The sequence below is a fragment of the Pseudomonas sp. GW821-FHT02B10 genome, from assembly GCF_059421865.1.
The window spans coordinates 501,493-519,325 of sequence record NZ_JBWKVU010000003.1; the positions used below are offsets into that span (position 1 = coordinate 501,493).

The following is a 17,833-nucleotide window of genomic DNA, read 5'->3' on the forward strand; positions in this document are numbered from 1 at the left end:
GCCGGGATGGCAAAACCTTTTCAGACAGATTTGAAACCGGGCAAACCATTAGCCGCTCGCCACTCCTTCACTATCCGTGTGATGCCTTCGGTCGAGCCATCGGCACCGTCCTCTGGGTAGAAAATCAGATCGGAGCCTGCTGGGTCTTCTCTCAACTTTTGGAAATGGGGTACAAGCGCATCCACTTCTTTTTCAGTGCCCCTCCGAAAATACTCAGCCATTAGCTGTCAGTTGGAAATCGTATGCGCAGAGATCAAATTTCTTCTCCGTGATCTTTTCAAACTCCACCAACTGCTCTGCACTCAGGTCATAGCCTTCCCAACCTTGAGGGTCCACTGTCCAGCCCATGATCTCTTTCACCCGCTCGTCACAGTCGGCCGGCAGCTCTACGTCAAAAACCAACATCTCGGTTTTCTTGTCAAAAGCCTCAACGAGAAACTTCATGGTTCTACGCTCCTTGCTTTGTCGGCTGCTTTAGTTTGCTCACCAGTAAGCGGATCAAATTCGCCAAGATGGCGGCCGTGCTTGTCATACATTTCAACTGCGCCATGTTGAAAGTCCCATTCTAAAATGAGTCCTTTTGCCGTTTTCCATCGCTTACGCCGCCCACCACCTCCTTGGACAGAAGTTTTCCGCTTTGCCCTAATAGCATCAGGAAAGCCAGGCAAGGCGCTCGGTGCAGGAACATATCCTGATACCGGTGTGCTCAGCACAATGTACAGCGGCTGAACTCCAGACCCCGGCGGAAACACCAGAATAAAATCCCGATACTCCGGCGGATAAATCGGACTCACGATGATCCGCTCCGCCGCTTCCGTCGGCGGGAAAATCCAGATCGGTGGTGTCTGTGGCGCCGCTTCGAGCGGTGGTATCCCTGCGGTGCTCGAGGGGTCCACCGCTGGAGTCCAGATAAGGATGATGCCATCACCCAGATCGGCCACTTGCTGCTCATCACGAACCTCAAACTCAGCCACCGGAATCATTTCCCACTCGCGGCGACCCTGGGTGTTGAAACCGTAGCCCTTGAGGCTGCCATCGGCCTGCTGTTCAACCCGCAGGCGCAAGCGGGTGCGGGCCTGCTTGAGGTTGCGTAGTTGCTCTTCGCTGTACAGCGCACCGTCCCCCAAACTCGATGGAGCAAGCAAGGCCACCAGCCCCAGCAACGCACCGGCCGCCACGCCCGAGGAGATCAGCCCCAAGCCACTGCCGGTGGTGCCGGAGCCCACGGAGACACCACTCAGAGCCAAGGCACCGAGATTGGCCGGTAGCGCGCCGCTGATGCGCTTGAGGGGTACGCGCCCACCCGCCTCGACCTCACGGCCACCCAACAGCGTCAACGCGCCGTAATTCGCCACCGAATCAGTGGGTATGAAGCCCGTCGGGGTGACGTAGTCGATGATTGCGTTCGGCAGCTTGCAAGACTTGGCAAATACGCAACCGACGGGCGTTGGTTGCGATTCCATCTGTGTGGTCGGCAGCCGCTCTTCATAGGCCTGCTGACGAGCGAGCATCTGCTCGTAACCCTGCTGCGCCTCATCACGCTCGGCCAATTCGCTCGCAGTCATATCGCGCAGGCGACGATAACCACCGCCGTCAGCGTCGTAGTGCTGCCATACCTGGGACACATCCTTGTTGCGGGCCATAGTCCTTTGCTCGGTCGCCTGGGAAACCCCGGCCTTCAACCGGGGATCTCACGGTAACCAGTGCGAGGGGGCCCTGGCTGTCAGGCAAATCCGAGCTGGTCGAGCGACTTTTCTTTTTCGTTCATGCCCTGCGATTGGCCCTAAACGGTCTACGACAGGACACAAGGATTTACCCTACAAATCGCGTCGAATCTGGCTTATTGAACCGCCCGGACAAGCCGCCTAGTGTTTGAACAGGACTGAATGACGCCCATAAAAAAGCCGCCCCGAAGGGCGGCTTCTTGAACCACTTGCCCGATGCTTACAGCTTCGGACCGGCAGCCTTGATGGCGTCGCTCACGTCGAACTTCTTGAAGTTCTCGATGAACAGGCCGGCCAGGGCCTTGGCGGCCTCGTCGTAGGCGGCTTTGTCAGCCCAGGTATTGCGTGGGTTGAGCAGGCCGGTTTCGACGCCTGGAACGGCCAGTGGCACGTCCAGGTTGATGGTGTCCAGGTGCTCGGTCTCGGCACCGACCAGAGCGCCGCTCTGGATGGCGGCGATCACGCCACGGGTGGTCGGGATGTTGAAGCGCTTGCCAACGCCGTAGCCACCGCCGGTCCAGCCGGTGTTGACCAGGTAGACCTTGGAGCCGAAGCCGCGGATGCGCTTGATCAGCAACTCTGCGTATTCGCCTGCCGGACGCGGGAAGAACGGTGCGCCGAAGCAGGTGGAGAAGGTCGACTTGATGCCGGCGCCCGAGCCCATTTCGGTCGAGCCCACCAGAGCGGTGTAGCCGGACAGGAAGTGGTAGGCAGCTTGTTCTTCGCTGAGGATCGAGACTGGCGGCAGTACGCCGGTCAGGTCGCAGGTCAGGAAGATCACGGCATTCGGCTCGCCACCGAGGTTTTTCTCGGAACGCTTCTCGACGTGCTCCAGCGGGTAGGCGGCGCGGCTGTTCTGGGTCAGGCTGCCGTCGGCGTAGTCAGCCTTCTTGGCATCGTCCAGCACAACGTTTTCCAGCACGGCGCCATGCTTGATGGCTTTCCAAATGACCGGCTCGTTCTTCTCGGACAGGTCGATGCACTTGGCATAGCAACCGCCTTCGATGTTGAACACCACGCCCTCTCCCCAGCCGTGTTCGTCGTCACCGATCAGGTAACGGCTTTCATCGGCGGACAGGGTGGTCTTGCCAGTGCCGGACAGACCGAAGAACAGGGTTACATCGCCTTCTTCACCGATGTTGGCGGCGCAGTGCATCGGCAGCACGTCGGCAGCCGGCAGCAGGAAGTTCTGTACCGAGAACATGGCTTTCTTCATTTCACCGGCGTAGCGCATGCCGGCGATCAGCACTTTTTTCTGAGCGAAGTTGAGGATCACGCAACCGTCGGAGTTGGTGCCGTCACGCTCTGGAACGCATTCGAAATTGGCAACGTTGAGCACCTGCCACTCGTCACGGCCAGCCGGGTTGTACTGGGCCGGGTTGATGAACAGGCAACGACCGAACAGGTTCTGCCAGGCAGTTTGGGTGGTCATCTTCACGGCCAGGTAGTGCTCGTCGGAAGCACCTACATGCACATAGGAAACAAAATGCTCTTGCGCGTTGTTGAATGCCTCGACGCGAGCCCACAGGGCATCGAACTTGTCGGCCGGGAACTTGCGGTTGATCGGGCCCCAGGCGATAGCGTCCTGGGTGCTCGGCTCTTCAACGATGAAACGATCGACTGGCGAACGGCCGGTACGGTGACCGGTACGAACAACCAGCGCGCCGGTATCGGCAAGCTCGCCTTCACCGCGCTTCAGGGCTTCTTTGACCAGATCATCAACACTCAGATCGGTGTACACGGCGTTATTGGCTTGCGTCATGAGGTTCCCCGTCGGCCAGTGGCCGAGTGCTCCAAACGTTTTGTAGTAGAAAGTCGTGCACTACTACCGCGAAAAAAGTGCGCCGGATTATGCCAGAAAAGCCCAAAAAGAGTAGGGCCCTCCCGTCAGAACGGCGTTAATCCGGCGCTTGCCAGGTGATTTACCTGCGCTGAACCGTTTTAGTGACGAGTATCTGACGGCGACTCGACACCCGCTCCGGCGAACAATTGGCTGATATCGGCCGCATCGAACAGGTAGCGCTCGTTGCAGAACTGGCAATCGATCTCGATGCTGCCGCCGTGTTCGACCACTAGCTTCTGCGCATCTTCCAGACCCAGACTGACCAGCGCATTGCCCGAGCGTTCCCGCGAGCAGCTGCAACGGAAGCGCAACGGCTGCACATCGAACAGGCGCACGGCTTCTTCATGGTAGAGGCGATGGAGCACGGTTTCGTTGTCCAGGCTCAGCAGTTCGTCGGCGGTCAGGGTGCTGCCCAGCGCGGTGATGTGCTGCCAGCTGGCGGCGCGTTCTTCTTCATCCTTGAGGCGGTCGGCCGGCAGTTGCTGCAGCAATAGGCCACGGGCGCGACGACCGTCGGCATGCAACCAGAAACGGGTGCCGACCTGCTGGGACATGACGAAATAGTTGGTGAAGCATTCCGACAGGGTGGCGCCATCCAGGTCGACGATGCCCTGGTAGCGCTGGCCGTGGGTCGGGTCGACGGTCAGGGCCAGCACGCCATTGGGCATCAGGTCGGCCAGGGTCGCATCCGGGGCGATCTGCCCCGCGTCGTAGCGGGCCAGGCCACGGATCTCGCGCTCGCTGGAGCACTCGATCATCAGCAATGGCACCGGGCCTTCGGAACGGGCCTGGAGGATCAGCAAGCCATCGAACTTCAGCGTGCCGACCAGCAGCGCGGCCGCCGCCATCAGCTCGCCGAGCAGTTGCGCGACCGGCTCCGGGTAAGCGTGTTTGGCGAGCACTTCGGCATAGCTGCGCTCCAACGCCACCAGCTCGCCGCGGGCGTCGCTGTCATCGAAGATGAAGCGTTGGGTGAAGTCGGTATCCGGCAAATGAGTCATAGGTTTGGGTATCTGAAGTGATGACAAAATGGTTACAAGATATGAAAATTGCGTTTTTTGCACTGTTACGGTGCGCGATTTTCTGCCATTGGAGGCATTTTATGAACAATCCGGGTTTGTTCCAAGCAAGGTGGAACCTCGGCAAGCTGGTGTTGTGCAATTTGCTCCCTCTGGCACTGCTGGGTTTCTGGTTATGGCCAAGCGGGCACATGCTGTGTGTGATGTTCGACGAATGGCTGTTCCGCCTGCTGAATGCTCCCCTTGCGAGCAACTCCACCTGGCTGCATATCTGGGCCGTGGCCAGCCTGCGGCCTTTCGACGCGATAGTCGGGCTGATCCTGCTGACCCTTTTGATCCGCGGTGACTGGGTGTTCAAGGCCGTGGACGTACGCCGGGCCTTTTTCGGCTTCCTGTCGATCCTGGTCTTGATGCTGATTATCCGCTTGTTGTTCTCCAGGCTCGCCGACGCCATGGGCTGGCAGCACGACAGCCCGTCGATGATGCTCCAGGATGCCGTGCACATGAGTGACTATTTCCCGCACTGGGAAAAAACCTGGGAGCTCAAGGACCGTTCCAGCCAGAGCTTCCCCGGTGACCACGCCTCGGTGCTGCTGATCTGGGCGCTGTTCATGAGTGTGTTCAGCCGTGGCGCCGGCCAATTCCTGGTGATCTGGGGCCTGACCCTGCTGTTCATGATGCCGCGCTTGGTGGCCGGCGCGCACTGGGGCCAGGACGACTATATCGGTGGCGTACTGCTAGCGGTCTGGGCACTCGGCTGGGGCTACTACACCCCGTACGCGGCCAAGGCCTCGGACTTCCTGCTGCGGGCGACCAACCCGCTGTTCAACCTGCTGGGCAAGCTACCGCTGCTGTCGCGCCTGAGCGTGGTGCGGGCGGCCTGATTCTTCGGATTTGCTGCTTGTCGCGGCTTTGCCGCGGATCGCGAGCAAGCTCGCTCCTACAGGGGGTTGAGCGGTGCGCCGGCTGTGTAGGAGCCAGCTTGCTGACGATTGAACCCGCAGGGTTCGAAGGCCAAGGGTCTATTCGCTGCTGCGGAATTTGAACAGGTCGCGCCGCTGTTTCTTGGTCGGCTTGCCATCGGTGCTCACACCCAGGGCGCCGGCCTTGCGCAGGGCGGCGGCGTTTTCCCGCTTGGCAATACTGGCTTCGGTTTCCGTATAGAGAGCCTGCGCTTGCGGCGCCCCACGACGCACGATCGACAGGGCCTGGACCACCACGGTGCGCTCGTCGAAGCCGGTGCGTATCTCATACTCGTCGCCGACCCTCGGCTCCTTGCCCGGTTTGCAGCGCTCGCCACGGTGGTGCACCTTGCCGCTTTCGATGGCGGCCTTGGCCAGCGCACGGGTCTTGTAGAAGCGCGCCGCCCACAGCCATTTGTCCAGACGGACCTTGTCGTCGTCTTCGGCTTTTTGTGCCATGGCATGTCCTCATTCTGAAATATTTTCGAACTGTACTACCGTTTCTCCCGTGCCATGAATTGCGATGGCTCGGTTTAGAATGCGAGGCTCTGCAGCAGCCGGTCCGGGCGCTGTGGATCCGGGCCTAGATATCTGTCGCCTTTTACCCATTATTCTGCGTGAATACCGCGAATTCGGCCGCTTGACGGTACGAGCGGGTTCCTCAGCGGTTGAGCACATTTGAAGACATTTGACCATTTGACCGTCGTGGGTCTGCGCGAGTGGGTGGCGCTTCCGGATTTGGGAGTCGCCGGCCTGCGCGCCAAGATCGATACCGGCGCCAGCACCTCCAGCCTGCATGCCACCGAGATCGAGCCGTTCGAGCGCGACGGTGAGCAGTGGGTGCGCTTCAACGCGCACCTGGGCAGCGTGGTGCAGTTGCGTCACCGGCGTTGCGAAGCACCGCTGGTGGCGATGAAAACCATCAAGAGCTCCAACGGCCAGGCACAGGTGCGCTACGTGATCAGCACTACCCTGGCGCTCGGCGATCGGGTCTGGCGGGTGGAGTTCACCCTCGCCTGCCGCAAGGCCATGCGCTATCGCCTGTTGCTCGGTTCCAAAGCCCTGATCGATGGCCAGTTGGTGGTCAATCCAGGGATCAAATACGTTCAAGACAAACCGGTGTTCCCGGTGTCCACTACCTCTGCCACAGGTGTTGCATGAAGATCGCTGTGCTGTCGCGTAACCCGCGTCTGTATTCCACTCGTCGCCTGGTCGAAGCCGGCACCGAGCGTGGCCATGAAATGGTGGTGGTCGACACCCTGCGCGCCTATATGAACATTGCCAGTCACAAACCGCAGATCCATTACCGCGGCAAGCCGCTGGAAGGTTTCGATGCGGTGATTCCACGGATCGGCGCCTCGGTGACCTTCTACGGCTGCGCGGTGCTGCGCCAGTTTGAAATGATGGGTGTGTTCCCGCTCAACGAGTCGGTGGCCATCGCCCGCTCGCGGGACAAGCTGCGCTCGTTGCAACTGCTGTCCCGGCGTGGCATCGGCCTGCCGGTGACCGGCTTCGCCCACTCGCCGGACGACATTCCCGACCTGATCGAGATGGTCAACGGCGCCCCCCTGGTGATCAAGGTGCTGGAAGGCACCCAGGGCATAGGCGTGGTGCTGTGCGAAACCGCCACCGCGGCCGAGTCGGTGATCGAGGCCTTCATGGGCCTGAAGCAGAACATCATGGTCCAGGAGTACATCAAGGAAGCCGGCGGCGCCGACATCCGCTGCTTCGTGGTCGGCGACAAGGTGATTGCCGCGATGAAACGCCAGGCCAAGCCCGGCGAGTTCCGCTCCAACCTGCACCGTGGCGGCAGCGCCAGCCTGATCAAGATTACCCCGGAAGAACGCATGACCGCCCTGCGCGCGGCCAAGGTCATGGGCCTGAGCGTGGCGGGCGTGGATATCCTGCGCTCGAACCACGGGCCGCTGGTGATGGAAGTGAATTCCTCACCGGGCCTGGAAGGCATCGAGACCACCACGGGCAAAAACGTGGCGGGGATCATCATCGAGCACATCGAGAAAAACGGTGGCCCGAACATGACCCGGACCAAAGGAAAAGGCTGAGCTGTAGCCGCTGCCGCAGGCTGCGATCGGCTGCGTAGCAGACGCAGCATTCGCAAATCGAGCGAAGGTCCTGCGACCAGCGTGGCCCGGCCTTATCGCAGCCTTCGGTAGCGGCTACAGCTCAAACCGCATCCCTGGGCAGCAACAATCCCAACGGCAACCGCACCCGCGCTTCCAGGCCACCATCGGCGCGGTTGCGCAATTCGACATTGCCGCCGTGCATCGAGGCGATCCGCTTGACGATGGCCAGGCCCAGGCCGGTGCCCTTGCCGCCCCGGGCACGGTCGCCGCGGGTGAAGGGGTTGAAGATCGCCTCCAGCTCCGACGGGTCGATGCCCGCGCCACGGTCCATCACACTCAGCACTACATAAGGCGCGCTGGTGTCGCCCGACACATAGGCCGCGACTTCGACTTCCGTCCCAGCGTGGTTCAGGGCGTTACCGATCAGGTTGTTCAACAGGCGCTTCATCGACACCCGACGCAACGGGAACGGCGGAATCGGTTCCAGGCGCAGGTGCACCTTTTCATCGTTCTGGTTGTAGGGCGCCGCCACTTCGCGCACCAGATCGCTGAGATCGACCTCCTCCACTGACTCGTCGCGGCCGTCGCGGATAAAGGCCAGGAACTGGTCGAGAATCGCGTCCATGTCTTCGATGTCGCGAACCATGTCGTCGGTCAGGTCGTTGTGGCTGCCCATCAACTCCAGCGACAGGCGCAGGCGGGTCAGCGGCGTGCGCAGGTCGTGGGACACCCCCGCCAGCATCAACTCGCGTTCGCGCCCGGCCTGCTCCACGTCCTCGGCCATCTGGTTGAAGGCGCGGTACACCTCGGTCATCTCGCTTGGCGTATCGCTGATCGGCAGGCGCACGCTGCGCCCCTGGCCCAGTTGCCGGGCGGCATAGACCAGGCGCTTGAGCGGCTGGTTGAGCTGGCTGACGAAGATCCACGCCGACGCCGTGGACAACAGGCCGATGGCCAGGAACCAGCCGAGCACGCTCCAGATCTTCTGCCCCCGCAGCGGGTGCGGATACAGCGGTACTTTCAGCCAGCCGTCGCCCAGGCTCGGCGCGCGCACCCAGAGCGCAGGCGGCGCATGCATGCGCAGGCGCACTTCAGTGTCGACGCCCAGTTCGGCCTGCATCTGCCGCTGATAGATCTCGCTGTAGGGCCAATGCTGCTCGCCCGCCGGCACACCGCTGCCGACCACCTTGATCAGCCCAGCGGCCTCGGCGATCTGGTCGCGGTTGGATTCGTCGGCGGCCCAATAGGCACGCAGGGTCAGGGCCACGCCGTGGCTGTACTGGCGGTCCACCAGCACGTCCTCGTTCATCAGCAGATAAACCAGGGTCAGCGCCTTGGAGAACAGCACCACGATCAGCACCAGCCAGAGGGTGCGGGAGAAGAAGCTTTGCGGGAACCACAGCGGGGTTTTCATAAACAGCCATTACACGCTTTGCAGGAGCGAGCCGCGCTCGCAGAGTTGCGGAATGCGGGCGCCCGGGTCGTTTGCCGGCCCGGGCGCTCGCTCCTACAAATCATCGGTCACTTGGTGGTGGTGCCATCCGGCACGAACACATAACCCACGCCCCAGACCGTCTGGATATAACGCGGCTTGGACGGATCGGGCTCGATCATCCGGCGCAGGCGGGAGATCTGCACGTCGATGGAACGCTCCAGGGCATCCCACTCGCGACCACGGGCCAGGTTCATCAGTTTGTCGCGGGTCAGCGGCTGGCGAGCGTTCATCACCAGGGCCTTGAGCACCGCGAACTCACCGGTGGTGAGCATGTGCACTTCGGCGCCGCGCTTGAGTTCGCGGGTGGCCAGGGACAGTTCGTAGTCGCCGAAGGTGACGTTTTCGTCTTCGCTGCCCGGCGCGCCCGGCACCGGAGCCGACTGGCGACGCAGCACGGCCTTGACCCGCGCCATCAGCTCGTCGGGGTTGAACGGCTTGGCCAGGTAATCGTCGGCGCCCAGTTCCAGGCCCTTGATGCGGCTCAGCTCGTCGCCCTTGGCGGTGAGCATGATGATCGGGATCTGGTTGTTCGCACTGCGCAGGCGGCGGCATGCGGTCAGGCCGTCTTCGCCAGGCAGCATCAGGTCGAGGACGACCAGGTTGAAGACTTCGCGCCCCAGCAGACGGTCCATCTGCTCGGTGTTGGGAACCGCGCGGGCACGGTAGCCCTTGCTGACGAAGAAGCGCTCCAGCAGGCTGCTCAGCCCGGGGTCGTCGTCAACAATAAGAATTTTTTCGCCTTCGGCAGTTTGTGCAGTGCTGCTCATCAGATGCTCCTTTTATCTCGGTGCGCATTATGGCGTAGCTGCCGTTATACGCACCGTGTGCATTGTTAGCAGATTTTTCCTCTACCGCCAGAAAACCCGCCGTCGGCCGCCAGTGGGCCGATACCCCCGAAGACCGGAACGCTGGTTATAATGCGCCGCCTTTTGTGTCAGGCAACGTCTGATCGTTACCGCCCGTGGCCACTTTTTATTTTTCCCGGCCAGGCAGTAATTGTTCGATTTCACGGGTCAACAGGCAGCCTTTTGATCCAGGCAGCGGCGCACGCCAGGCCGCTCAACCAGACTCGCCGAGGCCAATTTTCCGTGCCGGCGAGCCTGCTTCACAATTTGTCAGGTGGTTTTATGGACAGCATCAACAGCCGCATTGCCGAGGAACTCGGCGTACGCCCACAACAGGTCGAAGCGGCCGTCGCTCTATTGGATGAAGGCTCCACCGTGCCCTTCATCGCCCGCTACCGTAAGGAAGTGACCGGCAGCCTCGATGACACCCAGTTGCGTCATCTGGAAGAGCGCCTACGCTACCTGCGAGAACTCGACGAACGGCGCATCAGCATCCTCGCCAGCATCGAGGAGCAAGGCAAACTGACCCCGGAACTTGCCCGCGACATCAAGCTCGCCGACACCAAGACCCGCCTCGAAGACCTCTACCTGCCGTACAAGCAGAAGCGCCGCACCAAGGGCCAGATCGCCCTGGAAGCCGGCCTCGGCGAACTGGCCGACGGCCTGTTCAACGACCCGAGCCTGACCCCGGAAAGCGAAGCCGCGCGCTTCGTCGACGCGGAAAAAGGCGTGGCCGATGTGAAGGCCGCCCTCGAAGGCGCCAAGTACATCCTCATGGAGCGCTTCGCCGAAGACGCCAGCCTGCTGGACAAGCTGCGCAACTACCTCAAGCAGGAAGCCACCCTCAGTGCCCGCGTGATCGCCGGCAAGGAAGAGGAAGGCGCCAAGTTCCGTGATTACTTCGAACACGACGAACCACTGAAGAGCATGCCGTCGCACCGCGCCCTGGCGATTTTCCGTGGCCGCAACGAAGGCATCCTCAGCTCCGCGCTGAAAGTCGGCGACGAACTGCCGGGCACCATGCACCCGTGCGAAGGCATGATCGGCCAGCAGGTCGGCATCCAGAACCAGAACCGCCCGGCCGACAAGTGGCTCGGCGAAGTGGTGCGCTGGACCTGGAAGGTCAAGCTCTACACCCACCTGGAAACCGACCTGCTGGGCGAGCTGCGCGACAACGCCGAAACCGAGGCGATCAACGTCTTCGCCCACAACCTGCACGACCTGCTGCTGGCCGCTCCGGCCGGCCCGCGCGCGACCCTGGGCCTCGACCCGGGCCTGCGCACCGGCTGCAAGGTGGCGGTGGTGGACGCCACCGGCAAGCTGCTGGACCACGCCACCGTTTACCCGCACGTACCGCACAACAAGTGGGACCAGACCATCGCCGTGCTGGCCGCGCTGTGCGCCAAGCACTCGGTGGACCTGATCGCCATCGGCAACGGCACCGCCAGCCGTGAAACCGACAAGCTGGCCGCCGAGCTGATCAAGAAATACCCGGCCATGCGCATGACCAAGGTCATGGTCTCCGAGGCCGGCGCTTCGGTGTATTCGGCGTCGGAACTGGCCGCCAAGGAATTCCCCGACCTCGACGTGTCGATCCGTGGCGCGGTGTCCATCGCCCGCCGCCTGCAGGACCCGCTGGCCGAGCTGGTGAAGATCGATCCGAAATCCATCGGCGTCGGCCAGTACCAGCACGACGTGTCGCAGCTGAAGCTGGCCCGTGGCCTGGATGCAGTGGTCGAGGACTGTGTGAACGCCGTCGGCGTGGACGTCAACACCGCGTCCGTGGCGCTGCTGGCGCGGATCTCCGGCCTCAACACCACCCTGGCGCAGAACATCGTCAGCCACCGCGATGAAAACGGTGCGTTCAAGACCCGCGCCGCGCTGAAGAAGGTTGCCCGCCTGGGTGAAAAGACCTTCGAACAGGCCGCCGGCTTCCTCCGTGTGATGAACGGCGACAACCCGCTGGACGCGTCCGCGGTGCACCCGGAAGCCTACCCGCTGGTGCAACGCATCGCTGCCGAGACCGACCGCGACATCCGCTCGCTGATCGGCGACAGCGGCTTCCTCAAGCGCCTGGATCCGAAGAAGTTCACCGACGAGACCTTTGGCCTGCCGACCGTCACCGACATCCTCCAGGAACTGGACAAGCCGGGCCGCGACCCGCGTCCCGAGTTCAAGACCGCCGAGTTCCAGGAAGGCGTCGAAGACCTCAAGGACCTGCAACTGGGGATGATCCTCGAAGGCGTGGTGACCAACGTCACCAACTTCGGTGCCTTCGTCGACATCGGCGTGCACCAGGACGGCCTGGTGCACATCTCGGCGCTGTCGGAGAAGTTCATCAAGGACCCGCGTGAGGCGGTGAAGGCCGGCGACGTGGTCAAGGTCAAGGTCATGGAAGTCGACATCCCGCGCAAACGCGTCGGCCTGTCGATGCGCATGAGCGACACCCCGGGCGAGAAGATCGACGGCGCTCGTGGTTCGCGCCCAGGCTCGGCGCCACGCTCGTCGGGCAATAGCGCCCCGCGCAAGGAAACCGTGGCCGCAGCCCCGGCCAACAACGCCATGGCGTCGCTGTTCGCCAACGCCAAGCAGTTGAAGAAACGCTGATGGAAATCCCGGCCGGCTTGACCGAAAGCGCGTTCAGCCAACTGCTCGGCTGCCGTCTGCAGCGCCTGGAGGTCGGGGAAGCCGACGTCGCCCTGACGCTGACGCCGCAGCTGCGCAATCGCGGCCAGAAGCTGCACGGCGGGGCGATCTTCAGCCTGGTCGACATTGCCATGGGGCTGGCCTGTTCCAGCTCCCACGGCTTCGACCAGCAGAGCGCGACCATCGAGTGCAAGATCAACTACATCCGCGCCGTCGCCGAGGGCGACGTGGTCTGCCACGCCCGGGTGCTCCACCCGGGCCGCCGCACCCTGGTGGTCGAGGCCGATGTGATGCAAGGCGACAAACTGGTCGCTAAAGCACAAGGCACGTTCGCTGTTCTATAGCCCCTCAACCTCGATTTGAGTTAATTTCGGCGCTGCACACACGGCGCCGGAGTTTTTTTGCGCGTGCAAGAGCCGGATCAAGGATGAAGCAATGGCGTTGCAAAGCGGGCCGGCAAGGCTCAACGACCAGGCGAAAACGCCAGTTTCAACTTCACCCTTGTAGACCGTCCTGCCCACCCCCATATTGGGGCGACTGACGCGTGAAGGAATCCAACTTGAGCGAACTTCTCAACCGCCGCCTGGCTCTGCTCGGCGAGCGCGCTAACCTCTCTCTGCTCGAGCAGTGCCTGCACGGTATCGAGCGCGAATGCCTGCGCGTGACCGGCGAAGCGCGCCTGGCACAGACCCCGCACCCGGAAGAACTGGGTTCCGCGCTGACCAACGAACAGATCACCACCGATTATTCCGAGTCGCTGCTGGAGTTCATCACTCCGGCCCTGGCCGATCCGGCTGACACCCTGGCCAGCCTCGACAAGATTCACCGTTTCGCCTACAGCAAGCTCGGCAACGAGTACCTGTGGAGTCCATCGATGCCGTGCCCGTTGCCGGCCGAGGAAGACATCCCGATCGCCTATTACGGCACCTCCAATATCGGTCAGCTCAAGTATGTGTACCGCAAGGGCCTGGCCCTGCGTTACGGCAAGACCATGCAGTGCATCGCCGGGATCCACTACAACTTCTCCCTGCCGGAGCAGCTCTGGCCGCTGCTCAAGCAGGCCGAAGGCTTCGTCGGCAGCGATCGCGACTATCAGTCCTCGGCGTACATCGCGCTGATCCGTAACTTCCGCCGCTACAGCTGGCTGCTGATGTACCTGTTCGGCGCCTCGCCGGCGCTGGACGCGGGCTTCTTGCGCGGGCGCTCGCACCAGCTGGAACAACTAGACGCCGAGACCCTGTACCTGCCGTATGCCACCAGCCTGCGCATGAGCGACCTGGGCTACCAGAGCAACGCCCAGGCCGGCCTGACCCCTTGCTACAACGACCTGAACAGCTACACCGACAGCCTGCGCAAGGCCGTCGCCACGCCGTACGCGCCGTATGTGGAGATCGGCACCCACCAGGACGGCGAGTGGGTCCAGCTCAACACCAACATCCTGCAGATCGAAAACGAGTACTACTCCAACATCCGCCCGAAACGCGTGACCTACACCGGCGAGCGGCCGATCCAGGCGCTGATGGCCCGCGGCATCCAGTACGTCGAAGTGCGTTGCCTGGACATCAACCCGTTCCTGCCGATGGGCATCGACGTGCAGGAATCCCGCTTCCTCGACGCCTTCCTGCTGTATTGCGCGCTCAACGAGAGTCCGCTGCTGGAAAACAACGAGTGCGGCAACGCCACCTCGAACTTCCTCAAAGTGGTCAAGGAAGGACGTCGTCCGGGCCTGCACCTGCTGCGCCAGGGACAACTGGTGGAGCTCAAGGAATGGGCCGGCGAACTGCTGGAAAAGATCGCGCCGCTGGCCGCCCTGCTCGACCGCAGCCACGGCAGCGACGCCCACAGCAAGGCACTGGACGCCCAGCTGGCCAAGGTCAAGGATTCGTCCCTGACGCCTTCGGCCCAGGTCCTGGCCGCCATGCAGGAGCACAAGGAAAGCTTCAGCCAGTTCTCCCTGCGCCAGAGCCTGGCCCACGCCGAGTTCTTCCGCAGCGAGCCCCTGAGCAAGGAAGACCAGGCACGTTTCGAAGAAGCCGCGCGCAGCTCCCTGCTGCAACAGGCCGAGCTGGAACGCAACGAAGTCGGTGATTTCGACGTGTTTGTCGGCTCGTACCAGGCGAGTATCCTGGCAATCAGTAACTGACACACCGCGCCGCCTGTATCGCGAGCAAGCTCGCTCCTACACAGTACTGTCCTGTAGGAGCGAGCTTGCTCGCGATGGAGCGCAAAGCGCTCCCCTTCAAAAAAGTGCTCTCTTTAGAAGATTCCTCTTTTAAGCTAATTCTAAAAAGTTATTTATTTTTAGATTCTTAGATCATTTAGTCTCCTCTCACGTCCACACTTGGCCGCCCGTCGAGGAGCTTCATGATGAAAATGCACTTTCCCCTTCGCCTTCTGGCGGCCGTATCCCTGGCTACCGCGAGCTTGTTCGCCCAGGCAGCCGACGTCACCGTCGCCTACCAGACCACCGTCGATCCAGCGAAAGTCGCCCAGGCCGACGGCACCTATGAAAAGGCCACCCAGGCCAGGATCGACTGGCGCAAGTTCGACAACGGCGCCGATATCATCGCCGCCATCGCCTCGGGTGACGTGCAGATCGGCTACCTCGGTTCCAGCCCGCTGACCGCCGCGATCACCCGCAAGGTGCCGGTGGAAACCTTCCTCATCGCCACCCAGATCGGCGCCGCCGAGGCCCTGGTGGCCCGCGACGGATCCGGGATCAACACGCCCCAGGACCTGGTCGGCAAGAAAGTCGCCGTGCCCTTCGTTTCCACCGGTCACTACAGCCTGCTGGCCGCGCTCAAGCACTGGAAAATCGACCCGGCGAAAGTACAGATTCTCAACCTGGCGCCACCGGCGATCATCGCCGCCTGGAAACGCGGCGACATCGACGCCACCTACGTCTGGGACCCGGCGCTGGGCGTGGCCAAGGAAAACGGCAAGGTGCTGATCACCTCCGGCGAACTGGCCCGGTTCGGCGCGCCGACCTTCGACGCCTGGATCGTGCGCAAGGACTTCGCCGAGAAGCACCCGCAAATCGTCACCGCCTTCGCCAAGGTGACCCTCGACGCCTACGCCGATTACCGCAAGGACCCAAAAGCCTGGCTGGCCGAGCAGAGTAACGTCGACAAGCTGGTGAAACTCTCCGGCGCCAAGGCCAGCGACATTCCGCTGCTGTTGCAGGGCAACGTCTACCCACTGGCGGCCGACCAGGTCATCAGCCTTGGCGCGCCGACCACCAAGGCCATCACCGACACCGCGGTGTTCCTCAAGGAACAGGGCAAGGTCGAGGCGGTACTGCCAGATTACGCGCCATACGTCAGCGCCAAGTACATCACCCACTGAAGATTCGCCGCAGAGGTCGCCGGGCCCAGCCCGGCACTTCTCGTACAACGTCTCACCTCGACAAAGGCTGCATTTGAACAAGGAGCGCGCCGTCATGGCTTTGCTACAACTGGAGCGCATCAGCGCACAGTACCCCGGCGCCGCCGAACCGGTGCTGGCGGATATTTCCCTGACGCTCGGGCCCCAGCAGCTGCTGGTCGCCCTCGGCCCTTCCGGCAGTGGCAAGACTTCGTTGCTGAACCTGATCGCCGGCTTCGTCGAACCCAGCGCCGGACGAATCACCCTGGACGGCGTGCCAGTCGCCGGCCCGAGCGCCGAACGCGGCGTGGTGTTCCAGGACGATGCCCTGCTGCCCTGGCAGGACGTGCTGGCCAATGTCGGCTTCGGCCTCGAACTGGCCGGCATTGCCCGCGACCCGCGCGAAGCCCGCGCCCGGGAAATGCTCGCGCTGGTGGACCTGGCCGGCTTCGACAAACGGCGCATCTGGCAGCTCTCCGGTGGACAACGCCAGCGTGTGGGCCTGGCCCGCGCCCTGGCCGCCGACCCGCGGCTGCTGCTGATGGACGAGCCCTTCGGCGCCCTCGATGCCTTCACCCGCGAGCAGATGCAGGAGCTGTTGCTGCAAGTCTGGCAACGCACCGCCAAGCCGGTGTTCCTGATTACCCACGACATCGAGGAAGCGGTGTTCCTCGCCACCGACCTGATCCTGCTGGCTCCCAACCCGGGGCAAATCGTCGAGCGCTTGAGCCTGGACTTCGGCCGGCGTTACGCGGCCGGCGAATCGGCCCGGGCAATCAAGTCCGATCCACGCTTTATCGAAACCCGCGAACACGTGCTGGCCCGGGTGTTCTCCCAACGCAGTGCCGTCTTGCGGCAGGAGCGCGCATGAACAGCTACGACCTCCCAGCCACCACGACCAAAGCCGCTAACCCGCACACCGCGGTGCCCCTGCGCCGCAGCCTGAGCACTCGCTGGATCAGCGTGCTGACCCTGGTCGTGCTGCTCGCCCTATGGTGGGCAGTGACGGCCAGCGGCCTGATCGAACCGCTGTTCCTGCCGCCACCTTCCGCCGTGCTGCAAAAGGGCTGGCTGCTGGTGACCAGCGGCTATATGGACTCCACCCTGTGGCAGCACCTGGGCGCAAGCCTCGGACGCATCGGCCTGGCCCTGGGTTTTGCCGTGCTGAGCGCGATCCCGGTGGGCATCGCCATCGGCCACAACCGCATCGCTCGCGGCGTGCTGGACCCGCTGATCGAGTTCTACCGGCCGATTCCACCCCTGGCCTACCTGCCGCTGATCGTCATCTGGTGCGGCATCGGCGAGCTGTCCAAGGTGCTGCTGATCTACCTGGCGATCTTCGCCCCGATCGCCATCGCCACCGCCACCGGCGTACGCACCGTGGACCCGACCCGGCTGCGCGCCGCGCAGTCCCTGGGCGCAACCCGGGCCCAGCTGATTCGCCATGTGATCCTGCCCAGCGCCCTGCCGGACATCCTCACTGGCGTGCGCATCGGCCTCGGGGTGGGCTGGTCGACCCTGGTCGCCGCCGAACTGATCGCCGCCACCAGCGGCCTGGGGTTCATGGTGCAATCCGCCGCGCAGTTCCTGGTCACCGATGTGGTGGTACTGGGGATCCTGGTCATCGCCCTGATCGCCTTCGCCATGGAAATGGGCCTGCGCGCCCTGCAGCGCAAGCTGGTGCCCTGGCACGGCCAGGCCCATTGAGACCCTGTATCTGTAGCCCTGTAGCCCTGTAGCCCTGTAGCCCTGTAGCCGCTGCCGAGCCTTGGCGAGGCTGCGATCGAGCGCAACGCGCTCGCCCAAAGCCTGCGCCTGCTTCGCAGGCGATCGCAGCCTCGCTGCGCTCGGC

At 62.8% G+C, this 17,833-nt stretch carries 17 protein-coding genes; 9 read left to right on the forward strand and 8 right to left on the reverse strand.

Annotated features, from left to right (window positions below):
- Window positions 1–20: 20 nt before the first annotated feature.
- The 5 genes from AC07VU_RS09685 to hslO all read right to left on the reverse strand — a co-directional run bounded on the left by AC07VU_RS09685 (window position 21) and on the right by hslO (window position 4,568).
- Window positions 21–221, reverse strand: a complete 201-nt coding sequence (locus AC07VU_RS09685; RefSeq protein ID WP_422121717.1) for a bacteriocin immunity protein — start codon at window positions 219–221, stop codon at window positions 21–23.
- The gene (locus AC07VU_RS09690; RefSeq protein ID WP_009041706.1) at window positions 214–444 is read right to left on the reverse strand and encodes a DUF7683 domain-containing protein; all 231 of its coding nucleotides are present in this window, start codon (window positions 442–444) and stop codon (window positions 214–216) included. Before AC07VU_RS09690 ends, AC07VU_RS09685 begins: the two co-directional genes overlap by 8 nt.
- On the reverse strand, window positions 441–1,643 hold the full coding sequence (locus AC07VU_RS09695) for a colicin E3/pyocin S6 family cytotoxin (protein WP_274305247.1): 1,203 nt from the start codon (window positions 1,641–1,643) through the stop codon (window positions 441–443). Before AC07VU_RS09695 ends, AC07VU_RS09690 begins: the two co-directional genes overlap by 4 nt.
- Window positions 1,644–1,944: 301 nt before the next feature.
- Entirely contained in the window at window positions 1,945–3,486 is a 1,542-nt protein-coding gene (locus AC07VU_RS09700; protein WP_274305246.1) for a phosphoenolpyruvate carboxykinase, read from the reverse strand.
- 179 nt (window positions 3,487–3,665) lie between these two features.
- Window positions 3,666–4,568, reverse strand: coding sequence for an Hsp33 family molecular chaperone HslO (hslO, locus tag AC07VU_RS09705; RefSeq protein ID WP_277587643.1), 903 nt, complete (start codon window positions 4,566–4,568; stop codon window positions 3,666–3,668).
- 101 nt (window positions 4,569–4,669) lie between these two features.
- Here hslO and AC07VU_RS09710 point away from each other — a divergent pair, with 101 nt between their 5' ends.
- On the forward strand, window positions 4,670–5,470 hold the full coding sequence (locus tag AC07VU_RS09710) for a phosphatase PAP2 family protein (protein ID WP_274305245.1): 801 nt from the start codon (window positions 4,670–4,672) through the stop codon (window positions 5,468–5,470).
- Between the two features lie 138 nt (window positions 5,471–5,608).
- Here the strand turns inward: AC07VU_RS09710 and AC07VU_RS09715 are convergent, their stop codons facing one another.
- Window positions 5,609–6,007: an RNA-binding S4 domain-containing protein gene (locus AC07VU_RS09715; RefSeq protein WP_274305244.1), complete on the reverse strand. Its 399-nt coding sequence runs from the start codon at window positions 6,005–6,007 to the stop codon at window positions 5,609–5,611.
- Between the two features lie 219 nt (window positions 6,008–6,226).
- Between AC07VU_RS09715 and rimB the strand changes: the two genes are divergently transcribed.
- Window positions 6,227–6,709: a retropepsin-like aspartic endopeptidase RimB gene (gene rimB, locus AC07VU_RS09720; protein WP_007931742.1), complete on the forward strand. Its 483-nt coding sequence runs from the start codon at window positions 6,227–6,229 to the stop codon at window positions 6,707–6,709.
- The gene (gene rimK, locus AC07VU_RS09725; protein WP_007931744.1) at window positions 6,706–7,611 is read left to right on the forward strand and encodes a 30S ribosomal protein S6--L-glutamate ligase; all 906 of its coding nucleotides are present in this window, start codon (window positions 6,706–6,708) and stop codon (window positions 7,609–7,611) included. Before rimB ends, rimK begins: the two co-directional genes overlap by 4 nt.
- Before the next feature lie 121 nt (window positions 7,612–7,732).
- Here the strand turns inward: rimK and AC07VU_RS09730 are convergent, their stop codons facing one another.
- Entirely contained in the window at window positions 7,733–9,046 is a 1,314-nt protein-coding gene (locus AC07VU_RS09730) for an ATP-binding protein (protein ID WP_495029781.1), read from the reverse strand.
- A 107-nt stretch (window positions 9,047–9,153) separates the two neighbouring features.
- Complete coding sequence (gene ompR, locus AC07VU_RS09735) at window positions 9,154–9,894, reverse strand: osmolarity response regulator transcription factor OmpR (RefSeq protein ID WP_007925257.1); 741 nt, start codon at window positions 9,892–9,894, stop codon at window positions 9,154–9,156.
- 360 nt (window positions 9,895–10,254) lie between these two features.
- Between ompR and AC07VU_RS09740 the strand changes: the two genes are divergently transcribed.
- From AC07VU_RS09740 to tauC, 6 genes are all read left to right on the forward strand, one after another.
- Window positions 10,255–12,579 carry a Tex family protein gene (locus tag AC07VU_RS09740; protein ID WP_274305243.1) on the forward strand — a complete coding sequence of 775 codons (2,325 nt, stop codon included), beginning with the start codon at window positions 10,255–10,257 and terminating at the stop codon, window positions 12,577–12,579.
- Window positions 12,579–12,962: a PaaI family thioesterase gene (locus tag AC07VU_RS09745; RefSeq protein WP_016702565.1), complete on the forward strand. Its 384-nt coding sequence runs from the start codon at window positions 12,579–12,581 to the stop codon at window positions 12,960–12,962. The genes AC07VU_RS09740 and AC07VU_RS09745 overlap by 1 nt, the downstream gene beginning before the upstream one ends.
- 215 nt (window positions 12,963–13,177) lie before the next feature.
- The gene (gene gshA, locus AC07VU_RS09750) at window positions 13,178–14,761 is read left to right on the forward strand and encodes a glutamate--cysteine ligase (protein WP_457242153.1); all 1,584 of its coding nucleotides are present in this window, start codon (window positions 13,178–13,180) and stop codon (window positions 14,759–14,761) included.
- 224 nt (window positions 14,762–14,985) lie between these two features.
- Window positions 14,986–15,963: a taurine ABC transporter substrate-binding protein gene (gene tauA, locus AC07VU_RS09755; protein ID WP_007925265.1), complete on the forward strand. Its 978-nt coding sequence runs from the start codon at window positions 14,986–14,988 to the stop codon at window positions 15,961–15,963.
- Between the two features lie 94 nt (window positions 15,964–16,057).
- Window positions 16,058–16,852 carry a taurine ABC transporter ATP-binding subunit gene (gene tauB / locus AC07VU_RS09760; protein WP_053259265.1) on the forward strand — a complete coding sequence of 265 codons (795 nt, stop codon included), beginning with the start codon at window positions 16,058–16,060 and terminating at the stop codon, window positions 16,850–16,852.
- The gene (gene tauC, locus AC07VU_RS09765) at window positions 16,849–17,688 is read left to right on the forward strand and encodes a taurine ABC transporter permease TauC (RefSeq protein ID WP_007925274.1); all 840 of its coding nucleotides are present in this window, start codon (window positions 16,849–16,851) and stop codon (window positions 17,686–17,688) included. The genes tauB and tauC overlap by 4 nt, the downstream gene beginning before the upstream one ends.
- Window positions 17,689–17,833 lie beyond the last annotated feature (145 nt).